The 14,929-nt window shown below is 58.8% G+C and carries 14 protein-coding genes and 1 pseudogene; 12 read left to right on the top strand and 3 right to left on the bottom strand.

Annotated elements, in window-relative coordinates:
- Positions 1-26 precede the first annotated feature (26 nt).
- From alc to AC3I0A_RS06975, 4 genes are all read left to right on the top strand, one after another.
- A complete protein-coding gene (alc, locus tag AC3I0A_RS06990; protein ID WP_489376908.1) occupies positions 27-1,022 on the top strand; it encodes an allantoicase in 996 nt (331 codons plus the stop codon).
- A 120-nt stretch (positions 1,023-1,142) separates the two neighbouring features.
- Complete coding sequence (locus AC3I0A_RS06985; protein WP_489376907.1) at positions 1,143-1,646, top strand: ureidoglycolate lyase; 504 nt, start codon at positions 1,143-1,145, stop codon at positions 1,644-1,646.
- A gap of 50 nt (positions 1,647-1,696) precedes the next feature.
- Positions 1,697-3,010, top strand: a complete 1,314-nt coding sequence (locus AC3I0A_RS06980; RefSeq protein WP_489376906.1) for a urate hydroxylase PuuD — start codon at positions 1,697-1,699, stop codon at positions 3,008-3,010.
- 341 nt (positions 3,011-3,351) lie between these two features.
- Positions 3,352-4,137 carry an outer membrane protein OmpK gene (locus AC3I0A_RS06975; protein WP_489376905.1) on the top strand — a complete coding sequence of 262 codons (786 nt, stop codon included), beginning with the start codon at positions 3,352-3,354 and terminating at the stop codon, positions 4,135-4,137.
- Positions 4,138-4,287: 150 nt separating this feature from the next.
- On the opposite strand, the gene AC3I0A_RS06970 is transcribed toward AC3I0A_RS06975, so the two are convergent.
- A complete protein-coding gene (locus AC3I0A_RS06970; protein ID WP_489376904.1) occupies positions 4,288-5,460 on the bottom strand; it encodes a patatin-like phospholipase family protein in 1,173 nt (390 codons plus the stop codon).
- 41 nt (positions 5,461-5,501) lie between these two features.
- Positions 5,502-6,434: a lipid A biosynthesis lauroyl acyltransferase gene (locus AC3I0A_RS06965; RefSeq protein ID WP_489376903.1), complete on the bottom strand. Its 933-nt coding sequence runs from the start codon at positions 6,432-6,434 to the stop codon at positions 5,502-5,504.
- A gap of 120 nt (positions 6,435-6,554) precedes the next feature.
- On the opposite strand from AC3I0A_RS06965, the gene minC reads away from it, so the two are divergent.
- From minC to AC3I0A_RS06930, 7 genes and pseudogenes are all read left to right on the top strand, one after another.
- On the top strand, positions 6,555-7,289 hold the full coding sequence (gene minC / locus AC3I0A_RS06960; protein ID WP_489378443.1) for a septum site-determining protein MinC: 735 nt from the start codon (positions 6,555-6,557) through the stop codon (positions 7,287-7,289).
- Positions 7,290-7,490: 201 nt separating this feature from the next.
- Complete coding sequence (gene minD, locus AC3I0A_RS06955; protein ID WP_489376902.1) at positions 7,491-8,303, top strand: septum site-determining protein MinD; 813 nt, start codon at positions 7,491-7,493, stop codon at positions 8,301-8,303.
- A complete protein-coding gene (minE, locus tag AC3I0A_RS06950) occupies positions 8,303-8,557 on the top strand; it encodes a cell division topological specificity factor MinE (RefSeq protein WP_007928666.1) in 255 nt (84 codons plus the stop codon). The genes minD and minE overlap by 1 nt, the downstream gene beginning before the upstream one ends.
- A 186-nt stretch (positions 8,558-8,743) precedes the next feature.
- Positions 8,744-9,379 carry an RluA family pseudouridine synthase gene (locus AC3I0A_RS06945; protein WP_489376901.1) on the top strand — a complete coding sequence of 212 codons (636 nt, stop codon included), beginning with the start codon at positions 8,744-8,746 and terminating at the stop codon, positions 9,377-9,379.
- Positions 9,380-9,524: 145 nt separating this feature from the next.
- A pseudogene (locus tag AC3I0A_RS06940) lies at positions 9,525-10,365 on the top strand (hypothetical protein).
- A gap of 68 nt (positions 10,366-10,433) precedes the next feature.
- The gene (locus tag AC3I0A_RS06935) at positions 10,434-11,723 is read left to right on the top strand and encodes a M18 family aminopeptidase (RefSeq protein ID WP_489376900.1); all 1,290 of its coding nucleotides are present in this window, start codon (positions 10,434-10,436) and stop codon (positions 11,721-11,723) included.
- A gap of 193 nt (positions 11,724-11,916) precedes the next feature.
- The gene (locus AC3I0A_RS06930; protein ID WP_489072077.1) at positions 11,917-12,093 is read left to right on the top strand and encodes a hypothetical protein; all 177 of its coding nucleotides are present in this window, start codon (positions 11,917-11,919) and stop codon (positions 12,091-12,093) included.
- A gap of 590 nt (positions 12,094-12,683) precedes the next feature.
- On the opposite strand, the gene phnR is transcribed toward AC3I0A_RS06930, so the two are convergent.
- The gene (gene phnR / locus AC3I0A_RS06925; protein WP_489376899.1) at positions 12,684-13,397 is read right to left on the bottom strand and encodes a phosphonate utilization transcriptional regulator PhnR; all 714 of its coding nucleotides are present in this window, start codon (positions 13,395-13,397) and stop codon (positions 12,684-12,686) included.
- A 362-nt stretch (positions 13,398-13,759) separates the two neighbouring features.
- Here phnR and AC3I0A_RS06920 point away from each other — a divergent pair, with 362 nt between their 5' ends.
- A complete protein-coding gene (locus tag AC3I0A_RS06920) occupies positions 13,760-14,827 on the top strand; it encodes an ABC transporter substrate-binding protein (RefSeq protein ID WP_489376898.1) in 1,068 nt (355 codons plus the stop codon).
- Positions 14,828-14,929 lie beyond the last annotated feature (102 nt).

Here is a 14,929-nt window from a genome sequence, read left to right as displayed (position 1 = left end):
CACTTATTTCAAGGCAGACTAGAAGAATGAAAGCTTACGCCGTACCTTTCGAGAAGTTCGTCAACCTGGCCGACGCCCGCCTGGGCACCAAAATCATCTCGGTCACCGATGACTGGTTCGCAGACGCCAACCGCCTGTTCCAGCCAACCCCGGCTGTGTGGAAGGAGGGCGTGTTCGATGACAATGGCAAGTGGATGGATGGCTGGGAGTCGCGCCGCAAGCGCTTCGAAGGCTACGACAGCGCGGTGATCCGCCTGGGCGTGCCTGGCTCGATCAAAGGCGTGGACATCGACACTTCATTCTTCACCGGCAACTTCCCGCCGTCTGCCTCCCTGGAAGCCTGCTTCCTGGCACAAGGCGAACCGACTGAAAACACCCAGTGGGTCGAAGTGCTGTCGGCTGTCGAGCTGCAAGGCAACAGCCATCACTACCACGCGATCAACAACGATCAGGCCTTCAGCCATCTGCGTTTCAACATCTACCCGGATGGCGGCGTAGCGCGTCTGCGGGTGTACGGCATTCCATTCCGCGACTGGTCGGCCGTCGCTGACAATGAACAGGTCGACCTGGCCGCAGCCCTGAACGGCGGTCGTGCCCTCGCCTGCTCCGATGAACACTTCGGTCGCATGAGCAACATCCTCAACCCGGGTCGTGGTATCAACATGGGCGACGGCTGGGAAACTGCCCGTCGTCGTACGCCAGGCAATGACTGGGTGATCGTCGCGCTGGGTCACGCGGGCGAGATCGAGAAAGTCATAGTCGACACCCTGCACTTCAAGGGCAACTACCCGGACACCTGCTCGATCCAGGGCGCGTTCGTCAAGGGCGGGACCGACAGCCAGATCGAAACCCAAAGCCTGTTCTGGCGTGAACTGTTGCCAGCCCAGAAACTGGAAATGCACGCCGAACACACCTTCGCCGAGCAGATCAAAGCCCTCGGCCCGATCACCCACATCCGCCTGAACGTGTTCCCGGATGGTGGTGTGAGTCGCCTGCGCGTATTGGGCAAGGTCGCTAAATAGCGTCGACCCATTCGCGGGCAAGCCCGCTCCCACAAGGGCACCACCGTATCCTGTGGGAGCGGGCTTGCCCGCGAAGGCGATAGAACAGACAACACAGAACTCAACGAAAAGAAGACCAGCATGCGCACATTGATGATTGAACCTTTGACCAAAGAAGCCTTCGCCCCTTTCGGTGACGTGATCGAAACCGATGGCAGCGATCACTTCATGATCAACAACGGTTCGACCATGCGCTTCCACAAACTGGCGACGGTAGAAACCGCCACGCCAGAGGACAAGGCGATCATCAGCATCTTCCGCGCCGACGCGCAGGACATGCCGCTGACCGTCTGCATGCTGGAGCGCCATCCGCTGGGCAGTCAGGCGTTCATACCGCTGCTCGGCAACCCCTTTCTGATCGTGGTCGCGCCACTTGGCGATGTACCTGTATCAGGTTTGGTCCGCGCCTTCGTCACCAACGGCAGGCAGGGCATTAATTACCATCGCGGCGTTTGGCACCATCCGGTGCTGACGATCGAAAAGCGGGATGACTTCCTGGTGGTTGATCGCAGTGGCACAGGCAATAACTGCGATGAGCATTTTTTCAAAGAGGATGAGCGGTTGATCCTCGCCCCCCACCAATAAGAGAAGGTCTGATCACTCGACTACAGAGTGACAGGCGAGAGGTAAAGACTGTGGAAGCACATCTGTTGGAATGGCTGAACCTGGGCGTGCGCTGGGTTCATATGATCACTGGCGTCGCCTGGATCGGCGCTTCGTTCTATTTTGTCTGGCTGGAAAACAACCTCAATCGGGTCAACCCGAAAGCAGGTCTGGCCGGCGACTTGTGGGCGATCCACGGTGGCGGTATCTACCACCTGGAAAAATACAAACTGGCCCCACCGACCATGCCGGACAACCTGCACTGGTTCAAATGGGAAGCCTACTTCACCTGGCTGTCGGGGATCGCCCTGCTGTGCCTGGTGTTCTACTACAACCCGACCCTGTACCTGCTGGCGCCTGGCGGCAGCTTGAGCGGACCTGAAGGTGTCGCCCTCGGCATCGGCTCGTTGTTCGTCGGCTGGTTCGTCTACTCCTTCCTGTGCGACTCGGCGCTGGGCAAACGCCCTGGCCTGCTCGGCCTGATCCTGTTCGTGCTGTTGGTCGCCGCTGCGTACGGCTTCAGCACAGTGTTCAGCGGCCGCGGTGCGTACCTGCATGTCGGCGCCATCATCGGCACCATCATGGTCGGTAACGTGTTCCGCATCATCATGCCGGCACAGCGTGCACTGGTCGCCGCTATCGCCGAAAACCGCACGCCCGATCCGGCATTGCCGGCCAAAGGCCTGTTGCGTTCGCGGCATAACAACTACTTCACCTTGCCGGTGCTGTTCATCATGATCAGCAACCACTTCCCGAGCACCTACGGCAGCCAATACAACTGGCTGATCCTGGCCGGGATCGCGGTGCTGGCGGTGTTGGTGCGTCACTACTTCAACACCCGTCACGACAGCCACAAGTTCGCCTGGACCTTGCCGGTTGCGGCACTGGGCATGATCTGCCTGGCCTACGTGACCGGCCCGGCACAGATGCCCAGCGCACCAGTTGCCGAGGCACCGGCGAAGATCGAGTACCAGCCGATTCCTGAAACAGCCATCAGTGGCGCCAAGCCTGAAGCAGTGCAAGCTGCGGCACCGCCAGCACCTGCTGCCGCACCGGCGCAAGCGACCACCGCCAAGGCTGACGGTCCGACCTTCGACAAGGTTCATAGCGTGATTCAGGAACGCTGCTCGGTGTGCCATTCGGCCAAGCCGACCAGCCCGCTGTTCAGCGCAGCACCTGGCGGGGTGATGTTCGATACGCCGCAGCAGATCCAGCAGCAGGCCGCGCGGATTCAGGCCCAGGCCGTCGCCACGCAGATCATGCCGCTGGGCAACATCACACAGATGACCCAGCAGGAACGCGACCTGATCGGTGCCTGGATTGCCCAGGGAGCGCGGACTAACTGAGCGGATGCCAAGCCCTGTGATATCGGGCCTTTGTGGCGAGGGAGCTTGCTCCCGCTGGGCCGCGAAGCGGACCCAAGATCGGCTGCCATGGTTTGTCAGGTAGACCCAGCCAGCCGGTTTTACGACTGCTGCGCAGTCGAGCGGGAGCAAGCTCCCTCGCCACATGGTCAGTGCTTGGTCTGACCCACTGAACCTGACGGGGCGGCACGCATGCCGCCCCTGTATTAACCGTTCCACTCAACACCAGAAACACACCCATGACCACAGACCCGGCCTCAAGCCAGGTCTGCGGTCGGCGGCTGCCTGCGCCTTAACAATAACAATACTTTGGGAGCAACCGAATGAAACGTACGTGCACACGCCTGATGCTTGCCGGATCCTTGCTGGCGGGGGGCCAGGCCATGGCCGGCGATCTGCTGTTCTGGCAGAACAACAGCCTGAGCTACTTGTATGGCAAAGACTTCACGGTCAATCCGCAAATTCAACAGACCGTGACCTTCGAACACGCCGATGCCTGGAAATATGGGGATAACTTCCTGTTCGTCGACAAGATTTTCTACAACGGCGAGAAGGACTTCAACGCAGGCCCGAACACCTATTACGGTGAGTTCAGCCCACGTCTGTCATTCGGCAAGATTTTCGACCAGAAACTGGAGTTCGGCCCGATCAAGGACGTGCTGCTGGCCATGACCTACGAGTTTGGCGAAGGCGATACCGAGTCCTACCTGATCGGCCCGGGTTTCGACCTGGCCATTCCGGGTTTCGACTACTTCCAGTTGAACTTCTACAACCGTCAGACCGAAGGCCCGCGCGCTGGCGACAATGTCTGGCAGATCACCCCGGCCTGGGCCTACACCCTCCCGGTGGGCAAATCGAACATCCTGATCGACGGTTTCATCGACTGGGTGGTCGACAACGACAAGAACTCCAAAGGCACCTCCCACGCCAACCTGCACATCAACCCGCAGATCAAATACGACCTGGGTAAAGCGCTCAACTTTGGTGAGAAGCAGTTGTATGTCGGTATCGAATACGACTACTGGAAAAACAAGTACGGGATCAAGGACACCCAGTACTTCGACACCGATCAGAACACGGCGAGCTTGTTGGTGAAGCTCCATTTCTGATTGATAGCTACCTGGGTTGATTGATCGCCAGTCATGGCCTCATCGCGAGCAAGCTCGCTCCCACAGTAGATCTGCTTTGGGCACAGATTGCGTGCACACCGAAGATTTAATGTGGGAGCGAGCTTGCTCGCGATGGCAGCACTACAAATCTCACGACAAAGCGGCAACCACCGGCAACCCCAAAAACCGGCACAACTCCTCGCGCTTGGCCAAGGCATCGTGGCGGCCAAGTTCGATCAGTTCGCTGCAATACCCCGCCTCGAACAGCAAATAGCTGAGAACGCCGGCACCGCTGGTCTTGGTCGCACCCGGCCCGCGCAGGAACAAGCGCAAGGCCGCTGGCAACTCTTGCCGATGGCGAGCAGCTATTTCGTCGATCGGCTGGCTCGGGGCAATCACCAATACATCAACCGGTGCCGCGCCAAGGCTGCGGGGTGGCACTCCCTCCGGTAACAGATGGCTGAACTGATTCAGACGTTTGAGCAACTCGATGTCACCTTCCAGGCTGTCAATGAAAGTACTGTTGAGCATGTGCCCGCCAATCTGCGCCAGCGTCGGTTGTTGACCCGTATAGGCACGCTGCAACGGATTCTGCGGGTCGACCCCTCGAGGGTTACCACTGACCCCGACCACCAGCACGCGGCTTGCCCCCAGGTGCAACGCCGGGCTGATCGGCGCGGACTGACGCACCGCACCGTCGCCGAAATATTCCTGAGCGAGTTTGACCGGGGCAAACAACAACGGGATCGCCGAACTGGCCAGCAAGTGTTCGACCGTCAGTTGAATCGGCACGCCAATGCGTCGATGGCGTAACCAGGCATCAATGGTACCGCTGCCCTGATAGAAGGTTACCGCCTGGCCGGATTCATAGCCGAAGGCCGTGACGGCGACTGCCAGCAACTGCTTTTGCCGGATGGCTTCGTCGATGCCCGACAGCTGAAGCTGATCGTTCAGCAAATCCCTCAAGGGTGAACTGTCGATCATCGCCACCGGCACTGAAGCGCCCAGCCCCAGCAGGCTATGCCCGACAAATCGAGTGGCCTGGCTGATCACCCCCGGCCAATCGCTGCGCATCACCTGATGGCTGCGAATGCACTGCCAGAACGCCGTCAGCCGCCGGATTGCGCCACTGAAGTCCATCGCCCCGGCAGCCAGACTGACTGCGTTGATCGCTCCAGCGGACGTGCCGACAATCACCGGAAAAGGGTTCGATGCACCCACTGGCAACAACTCGGCAATCGCCGCCAGCACCCCGACCTGATACGCCGCCCGAGCCCCGCCGCCGGAAAGAATCAAACCTGTGACCGGTTCAGCCGAACTCATCGCAACACTCCATGGTGCTTGATCAATCTAAGGGTATTGCGTCAGCCACGCTTCGCATACAGCTTCGGCTCACCCGGTGGCCGGCTCTTGAAGCGCCGATGGGCCCAGAGATATTGCTCCGGACATTCGCGCAGCGCACCTTCGACCCACTGATTGATCCGCAAGCAATCCGCCTCTTCGCTCTCACCGGGGAACTGCGTCATAGGAGGATGAATGACCAGGCGGTAACCGCTGCCATCGGCCAGGCGTTGCTGGGTAAAGGGCACCACCACGGCCTTACCCAGCCGGGCGAACTTGCTGGTGGCCGTGACCGTCGCCGCTTGAATACCGAACAGCGGCACGAACAGGCTCTGTTTCGCGCCATAGTCCTGATCCGGCGCATACCAGATCGCGCGGCCGGCACGCAGCAGTTTGAGCATGCCGCGCACGTCTTCGCGCTCCACCGCCAGAGAATCGAGGTTATGCCGCTCGCGACCGCGACGCTGGATAAAGTCGAACAGCGGGTTCTTATGCTCGCGATACATACCGTCGATGGTGTGCTGCTGACCGAGCAACGCCGCGCCGATTTCCAGGGTGGTGAAGTGCAGGGCCATCAGGATCACGCCCTTGCCCTCGCGCTGGGCCTGCTGGAGATGCTCCAGCCCTTCGACATGGGCCAGACGCGCCAGACGCGGTTTGGACCACCACCAACTCATGGCCATTTCGAAAAAGGCGATGCCGGTGGAGGCGAAATTATCCTTGAGCAGGCGTTTACGCGCAGCGTCGGACTTTTCCGGGAAACACAGCTCCAGATTGCGCTTGGCAATGCGCCGTCTGTCGCCGGCCACCCGATACATCAATGCCCCCAGAGCACGGCCGATTTGCAGCAGCGCGGGGTACGGCAATTGAACGATCAGCCATAGCAGGCCGAGGCCAAACCACAGCGGCCAAAAATGCGGAAGAAAAAATGCAGCTCGAAAATGCGGGCGATCCATTACAGATTCCGGACAGACAACAAGGCCGCGCATTCTACAACGGTTCAACCGGGTTGCGGCTCGCGGGCGTTCTCGTTATAAGTCTCGGCACTTTTAGTGACAAGCCGTTTTATGCCGACCATGAGCCAAACCGACCCGCTAGACCAAGATCCTGTGTTCCAGTTGAAGGGCAGCATGCTCGCCATTACGGTGCTGGAACTGGCCCGCAATGATCTCGAAGGCCTCGACCGCCAGTTGGCCGCGAAGGTCGCCCAGGCGCCGAACTTCTTCAGCAATGCCCCGCTGGTGCTGGCCCTGGACAAACTGCCGGCCGGCGAAGGCGCCGTCGACCTGCCAGGCCTGATGCGCATTTGCCGTCAGCATGGCCTGCGCACGCTGGCGATCCGCGCCAGCCGAATCGAAGACATCGCTGCCGCCATCGCGGTGGATCTTCCTGTATTGCCGCCCTCCGGCGCACGGGAGCGTGCGCTCGATCCGCAAGAAGGCGAAAAGAAAAAACCGGAGAAACCGCCGGAACCGACCATCAAGCCGACCAGAATCATCACTTCGCCCGTACGCGGTGGGCAGCAGATTTACGCCCAGGGTGGCGATCTGGTCGTGGTCTCCTCGGTCAGCCCCGGCGCGGAACTTCTCGCCGATGGCAACATCCATGTATACGGCGCCATGCGCGGTCGAGCCCTGGCTGGAGTCAAGGGCGACACCCGGGCGAGGATTTTTTGTCAGCAATTGAGCGCCGAACTGGTGTCGATCGCCGGCCAATACAAGGTTTCCGAAGACTTGCGCCGCGATCCACTGTGGGGCGCCGGCGTTCAGATCAGCCTGTCGGGTGACGTGTTGAACATCACTCGTCTTTAACGGATACTGCCGCATTTTCCAAGCATCTCTAAAACGTAGCGAAAACAGCTCAAACGAAGTAGGAATTGGCGAAAAGCAGTGTTTACCGCAAGTAGACCCCGCTTGATAACCGAATCCCAGCCAAGGCTGTCCGACTGCAGTAGTTTTTCAAGAGATGTTTTTCAGGGGCTAAATGTCCTTTTTCCTTAGGGGTGAAACACCTTGGCCAAGATTCTCGTGGTTACATCCGGCAAGGGTGGTGTGGGTAAGACCACCACCAGCGCCGCTATCGGTACCGGCCTCGCTCTGCGCGGTCACAAAACAGTCATCGTCGACTTCGACGTTGGTTTGCGTAACCTCGACCTGATCATGGGCTGCGAACGCCGTGTGGTGTACGACTTCGTCAACGTGGTCAACGGCGAAGCGAACCTGCAGCAAGCCTTGATCAAAGACAAACGTCTGGAAAACCTCTACGTGCTGGCCGCCAGTCAGACGCGCGATAAAGACGCGCTGACCCAGGAAGGCGTGGAAAAAGTGCTTATGGCACTCAAGGAAGACTTCGAATTCGTGGTCTGCGACTCCCCGGCGGGCATCGAGAAAGGCGCCCACCTGGCCATGTACTTCGCTGATGAAGCGATCATCGTGACCAACCCGGAAGTGTCCTCGGTACGTGACTCCGACCGCATGCTGGGCCTGCTGGCCAGCAAATCGCGCCGCGCCGAAAAAGGCGAGGAGCCGATCAAGGAGCACCTGCTGCTGACCCGCTACAACCCCGAGCGCGTCAGCAACGGCGAAATGCTCGGCGTTGAAGACGTCAAGGATATTCTCGCGGTGGCCTTGCTGGGCGTCATCCCGGAATCCCAAGCGGTACTCAAGGCTTCGAACCAGGGCGTGCCAGTCATTCTCGACGACCAGAGCGACGCCGGCCAGGCGTACAGCGATGCTGTCGATCGTCTGCTGGGCAAGACCGTGGAGCATCGTTTTCTCGATGTGACGAAGAAGGGATTCTTCGAGCGCCTGTTTGGAGGTAGATAATGAATCTTTTTGACTTCTTTCGTGCCAGCAAAAAGGTAAGCACCGCGTCGGTAGCGAAAGAGCGTCTACAGATCATCGTGGCGCACGAACGCGGCCAACGCACTACCCCGGATTACCTGCCAGCCTTGCAGAAGGAATTGGTCGAGGTGATTCGCAAGTACGTCAATATCGGGTCCGATGACGTGCATGTCGCACTGGAAAACCAGGGCAGCTGCTCGATTCTGGAACTCAATATCACCCTACCTGATCGCTGATCGATCCGGCTGGAGCCACGGCGGCTCGGTCCCCAGGAGGCTTTCTGTGGGAGCGAGCTTGCTCGCGATAGCGGTATAACAGTCAACAGAAATGTTGAATGTCAGTCCGTCATCGCGAGCAAGCTCGCTCCTACAGGGGGCAGGGGTGACTGAGTCGCCGTTGGCGTTTGTTACGAGGCTGTTTTAATGCCGCTGTCGAATATCCGCATCATCCATCAGGACGCCGCCGTTCTGGTGGTGGACAAGCCTACCCTGCTGCTTTCAGTGCCCGGCCGGGCTGAAGACAACAAGGACTGCCTGATCACCCGCCTGCAAGAAAACGGCTACCCGGAAGCGCGAATTGTCCATCGACTGGACTGGGAAACCTCCGGCATCATCCTGTTGGCCCGTGACCCGGACACTCATCGCGAGTTGTCCCGGCAGTTTCACGACCGCGAAACCGAAAAAGCCTACACCGCACTCTGCTGGGGCCAGCCGGAACTGGACAGCAGCAGCATCGACTTGCCGCTGCGCTACGATCCGCCGACCAAACCCCGGCATGTGGTGGACCATGAGTTCGGCAAAAACGCCCTGACCTTCTGGCGTGTGCTGGAACGCTGCGGTGACTGGTGTCGGGTAGAACTGACGCCGATCACCGGCCGTTCGCACCAGTTGCGCGTGCATATGCTCTCCATCGGCCACCCGCTGCTGGGCGACGGGCTCTATGCCCATCCGCAAGCCCTGGCCGCCTGGCCACGCCTGTGCCTGCACGCGAGCATGCTCAGCTTCACTCACCCACAAAGTGGTGAGCGTTTGCGTTTCGAATGTCCGGCACCGTTTTGATTTGCATCCAGGCATCGATCAAAGCGCTCCTCAAGTGAGGGGCGTTTTTGTGACGGCCTCGCATTTAGATGATGTGAAAATATTGTCATAAATTTGTAAACAAATTTAAACTGCCGTCACTTTTATAGGTTGGCAGGAAGCCCTCGTGCTCAGCAACAAGACTCTCCACCCCGATTACCCTTTCAATTTCTGCTTCCTGAACACCACCCTGCATCTTCGTGAAGATGCCTTCGACCGAGACCACGCAAGCCCTCGAACGACTCATCGAAAAACGCCGAGAACGCAAGCTCTCCAGAGCCAGTGCACCTTTGGCAGGTAATTCCCTGCTCTTTGCCAAAGCCCAGCCGCTGGACACCTTCAAAGCCAAGGTCCGTGTGACACTCGGCAAATCACAGCGCAACGGCCGATTCGACTGGCCGCTCGAAGAGCTGATCAACACGATCGAAGCCCAGCGGCGTGGCGTCCGAATGTCCGAACTCAAGGGATTTGGCTACACCAAAAACCGGGCTGGGCTTATCCAGGAGTTTTTCATCATCACGCACCTGCTCGATGATCACATCGACGGGGCACAATGGCTCAGGCACAACCCGAACAAGGTCGAACCCTTCATTCGTGATGCCTTCGAGCTGTTGAGTTCGCTGGCGCAAAAGAACATCAACCATATGGATTTCTGGGCGGGCAACATCATGATCCCGCAAAAGTCCGAAACACCGCTCATCGCCATCGATTTCGAGAACTGCTTCGCCAAACCCACGGTTCATCACAGCGAAACGCTGGGTTTTCAGCTCGGTTTTTTCTATCGGCGCGACATCTACAAACTCGTCACCGAAGCTCAGTACGACGCGCTGGTAGACGAATACCTCAAGCAACAACCGAACATTTCCCTGGAAAAATTCAACGCCGTCTACCACGCCAGCAAGCATGAATATGTAGGTCGCAAACAGCGCCGCGAAGTGTTCTTGAGTGGCAACCTGATTACCGGCTGAGCGGATATCCAGCCCCAACGCCATGAGCCAATACGTTAAACTCGCGCCACTGCTGTCTGGAGTTATTTATGCGCGAAGAGTTGAACCAAGGCCTGATCGACTTTCTCAAGGCCTCCCCTACCCCCTTTCATGCCACCGCCAGCCTTGTTCAGCGCCTGGAAGCGGCGGGTTATCAGCGCCTTGATGAGCGCGAGCCCTGGACCACTGAAGCCAATGGTCGCTATTACGTCACCCGTAATGATTCCTCTATCATCGCCTTCAAGCTCGGCCGACACTCGCCGTTGCACGGCGGTATCCGTCTGGTCGGCGCGCACACCGACAGCCCATGCCTGCGAGTCAAACCGCAACCTGAGCTGCAGCGCCAGGGCTTCTGGCAGCTAGGCGTCGAAGTCTACGGTGGCGCGCTGCTCGCGCCCTGGTTCGACCGTGATCTGTCCCTTGCCGGCCGCGTAACCTTCCGCCGTGATGGCAAGGTCGAGAGTCAGTTGATCGACTTCAAACTGCCGATTGCCACCATTCCCAACCTGGCCATTCACCTCAATCGCGAAGCCAATATGGGCTGGGCAATCAACGCCCAAACCGAACTGCCGCCGATCCTCGCGCAATTTGCCGGAGACGAGCGCGTGGACTTCCGCGCCGTATTGACCGACCAGCTTGCTCGAGAGCATGGCCTGAACGCCGATGTGGTGCTCGATTACGAGCTGAGTTTCTACGATACCCAAAGCGCTGCGATCATCGGCCTGCATGGCGACTTCATCGCCGGCGCGCGCCTGGACAATCTGCTGTCCTGCTACGCCGGCCTGCAAGCCTTGCTCAGCGCCGAGACCGATGAAACCTGCGTACTGGTGTGCAACGATCACGAAGAAGTCGGCTCCTGTTCCGCCTGCGGTGCCGATGGCCCGATGCTCGAGCAAACCCTGCGCCGCCTGCTGCCCGAAGGTGACGAATTCGTACGGACCATTCAGAAGTCGCTGCTGGTCTCGGCCGACAACGCCCACGGCGTGCACCCCAACTACGCCGACAAACACGACGCCAACCATGGCCCGAAACTCAATGCCGGCCCGGTGATCAAGGTCAACAGCAACCAGCGCTACGCCACCAACAGCGAAACCGCGGGCTTCTTCCGCCATCTGTGCATGGCCGAAGAAGTGCCGGTACAAAGCTTCGTGGTGCGCAGCGACATGGGCTGTGGCTCGACCATCGGCCCGATCACCGCCAGCCACCTCGGGGTGCGCACCGTAGACATCGGTCTGCCGACCTTCGCCATGCACTCGATCCGTGAACTGTGCGGCAGCCATGACCTGGCGCACCTGGTGAAAGTGCTCAGCGCGTTTTACGCCAGCCGCGATTTGCCATAAGCCTCAATACCCTTCGCGGGCCTGTGGGAGCTGGCTTGCCCGCGAAGCGAACACTGCGTTTTTTCAGGCATTACGCGTTATCGTTCTTCGCGGGCAAGCCACGCTCCCACAGGTGGTCTGGCAGGCAACAAAAAGGCTCACGCCCGTAAAGCCACCTAGACTCAGCTCTATCCTCTTCGACAAGGCTGTCGTCATGATTTCGATGTCCGCGTTCCACAGCATGCTCATTCCGATCCTGGCAGGCATGATCCTGCTGGCCATCGGTTTCAACTTCCGCGATAAAAACGCCGGCATCTTCAGTATGTGGATCGGCATGCTCCTGATCCTCGCCACCGTGATTTACAAAATCCTCGCCAAACTCGCCGAATAAAAGCGCTCGTTGCTCTCGCATGGGTTTTAGTTCACTCGTACGCTCGTCTTTTCGCCCTGCCCTCTTGTCACTTCATCTGTCTGTTTATGCTGCGTCCCATCGTTCCCGTTCAGTTTGCTTTGGCTTTGGCTTTGGCTTTGGCTTTGGCTTTTGATCTTGATCTACCCGCCCCTTCGGAAGGCCGAGCGGAGGTGTTCATCAGGGGACTGGCGCGCAGCGCCCCTCGGCGAAGCCGAGGACATCGCATGGAGGTCGTCGCGAAGCAGACCGGAGGGCGATGCCCCCTGATGGACACCGCAGCGAGGGAACGCCGAGCCCTAGCGAGGTGCCGTACGCTCGGGGCAAAGCCTTTTGCTTACTTTTCGGCGTCTGGAAAAGTGAGTCGCTGTAAAAGCGAAACCCTAAGCGGCCGTTACCGCAGAAATGGATATGTACATCCGCAAGAGATTGGTCGGCTGTCAGGCCGCCATCGCGAGCAAGCTCGGCTCCCACTTTGATCTATGTACATCCGACGGAGCCAGCCCGACTGCCTGGCCCCATCGCGAGCAAGCTCGGCTCCTACAGGGGGATCCGTGCCCCGGCAGACCGATTCACACCACATCCACCCCGACATGAATCGCATCATGTCGCCAAAACTCCAGATCGCAATCGATCAGCCTTCCGTGCTGATCATAATTGACCCGGGCAATCCGCAACCCGGGGCTCCCTACAGACACCTTCAAAGCCGCCGCAGCCTCTACCTGCAACGAAGTCGGAACGATCTCAAAACGCACCCGCCCGTAATGCAAGTCATAGTGCCGCGCATAAAGCTCGGTAATCGACTGGTTCAGATCGAACTCGAGAATCCCCGGAAAATACTGCGGATTGAGGTAGTGCTCGACGTACAGCACCAGTCGCCCATCAATGCGTCGTGTGCGGCAGATCTGGATCACGCTCGACAGGGCCGGCAATTGCAACCAGGCACAGACCGCCGCCGATGCCGGTTGTAGCCGCGCCGAAATCACCTCGGTGGATGGCACCCTGCCCTGGGCGCTGACCATCGCATGAAAGTGGCTGCGCTGCATCAGGTTGTAGGCCAGACGTGGCGGCGAGACAAACCAGCCGCGGCGTTCTTCCCGGTAAATCTGCCCTTGAGCTTCCAGCTGCAATAACGCCTCACGCACAGTGATTCGCGTAGTGCCGAATAACTCACTGAGCTTGCGCTCGGCCGGCAGCTTGCTAGCGGGGGGTAACAGGCCGTGGTCGATCTGCTCCTGCAACACCTGCCCAATGGCTGTCACCGCCTTGATTGCCTCTTCACGCATCAATGTTACCTATCTGGACTAGGCCAGCACTGTTTCTGGGCAGAACCGCGCTGCAAATCGGCTCGTTCAACGCTCTGCAAGCCTAGGCAATGCAGATGACTGTCAGATGACAAAGCCGCCAGACGGTCATCCCAGACACCCTGCAATTTAATAGCCAAGTCCTTTCATATCAGCCTTTTAGTCATGGTCTACGCTTATCTCGCAGCGTCCGTACCCGAGCTCGATAAATACTGGCTGGCGTGACAGCGACATCAAAATGTCATCCGGCCCGCCTAAATTGGCTCAGGTATTGCTGACCTAGACCAACCAACCCCAAGACTGTAGCTAAAACGCAGCGTTGAAAACGCCCAAAGGAGCTTCGGATGAAACAGCTTTTCCTGGCATCACTGTTAGGCTCGACCATTGCCATGTGCACCGCGGCCATGGCAGCTGATACCGATTTAAAAGCCCTGGAAGCCGCCGCGAAAGCGGAAGGCGCGGTCAATAGCGTCGGCATGCCCGATGACTGGGCCAACTGGAAAGGCACCTGGGAAGACCTGGCCAAGAAGTACGGCCTCAAGCACATCGACACCGATATGAGTTCGGCTCAGGAAATCGCCAAGTTCGCCGCGGAAAAAGACAACGCCAGCGCCGATATCGGCGATGTGGGGGCAGCCTTCGGCCCGATCGCGGTCAAACAGGGCGTGGTTCAGCCTTACAAACCGAGCACCTGGGCGCAGATTCCGGATTGGGCAAAAGACAAGGACGGTAACTGGGCACTGGCCTATACCGGCACCATCGCGTTCATCGTCAACAAGAAGCTGCTGCACGGTTCCGAAGCGCCGACCAAATGGGCCGACCTCAAGACCGGCAAATACAAGGTCTCCATCGGTGACGTGAGCACCGCCGCACAAGCCTCCAACGGTGTATTGGCGGCGGCCATTGCCAACGGTGGCGACGAGAAAAACATTCAACCAGCCCTGTTGATGTTCGCCGAGATCGCCAAGCAAGGTCGCTTGTCGCTGGCCAACCCGACGATTGCCACCATGGAAAAGGGTGAAGTCGAAGTGGGTGTGGTCTGGGACTTCAACGGCCTGAGCTACCGCAACAAGATGGTCAACAAGGACGACTACATCGTGCTGATCCCGTCTGACGGCTCGGTGATTTCCGGTTACACCACCATCATCAACAAATACGCCAAACACCCGAACGCCGCCAAGCTGACTCGCGAGTACATCTTCAGCGATGCCGGTCAGACCAATCTGGCCCGTGGCAACGCCCGGCCGATCCGTGCCGAGCACCTGACCCTGCCGGCTGACGTTCAGGCCCAACTGTTGCCGAACGAGCAGTACAAAAAGGTCACGCCAATCAAGGACGCCGACGCCTGGGAAAAGACCTCCAAAGCGCTTCCACAGATGTGGCAGGAAGAAGTCATTATCAATATGCAATAACCCGGTAGCCCGCCATTTTTTGGCGGGTTGATGGAGATCCCTGTGGGAGCGAGCTTGCTCGCGATAGCGGTCTGATATTCAACATTGATGTTGACTGACAGT

The sequence above is a fragment of the Pseudomonas sp. KH_024_B2 genome (genome assembly GCF_057839965.1).
This window is presented reverse-complemented; position numbering and strand designations above follow the sequence as displayed.

Coding starts and splice junctions, on each gene's coding strand:
- alc (WP_489376908.1), top strand. CDS start 27: ATGAAAGCTTACGCCGTACCTTTCGAGAAGTTCGTCAACCTGGCCGAC.
- AC3I0A_RS06985 (WP_489376907.1), top strand. CDS start 1,143: ATGCGCACATTGATGATTGAACCTTTGACCAAAGAAGCCTTCGCCCCT.
- AC3I0A_RS06975 (WP_489376905.1), top strand. CDS start 3,352: ATGAAACGTACGTGCACACGCCTGATGCTTGCCGGATCCTTGCTGGCG.
- AC3I0A_RS06970 (WP_489376904.1), bottom strand. CDS start 5,460: ATGAGTTCGGCTGAACCGGTCACAGGTTTGATTCTTTCCGGCGGCGGG.
- AC3I0A_RS06965 (WP_489376903.1), bottom strand. CDS start 6,434: ATGGATCGCCCGCATTTTCGAGCTGCATTTTTTCTTCCGCATTTTTGG.
- minC (WP_489378443.1), top strand. CDS start 6,555: ATGAGCCAAACCGACCCGCTAGACCAAGATCCTGTGTTCCAGTTGAAG.
- minE (WP_007928666.1), top strand. CDS start 8,303: ATGAATCTTTTTGACTTCTTTCGTGCCAGCAAAAAGGTAAGCACCGCG.
- AC3I0A_RS06945 (WP_489376901.1), top strand. CDS start 8,744: ATGCCGCTGTCGAATATCCGCATCATCCATCAGGACGCCGCCGTTCTG.
- AC3I0A_RS06935 (WP_489376900.1), top strand. CDS start 10,434: ATGCGCGAAGAGTTGAACCAAGGCCTGATCGACTTTCTCAAGGCCTCC.
- AC3I0A_RS06930 (WP_489072077.1), top strand. CDS start 11,917: ATGATTTCGATGTCCGCGTTCCACAGCATGCTCATTCCGATCCTGGCA.
- phnR (WP_489376899.1), bottom strand. CDS start 13,397: ATGCGTGAAGAGGCAATCAAGGCGGTGACAGCCATTGGGCAGGTGTTG.
- AC3I0A_RS06920 (WP_489376898.1), top strand. CDS start 13,760: ATGAAACAGCTTTTCCTGGCATCACTGTTAGGCTCGACCATTGCCATG.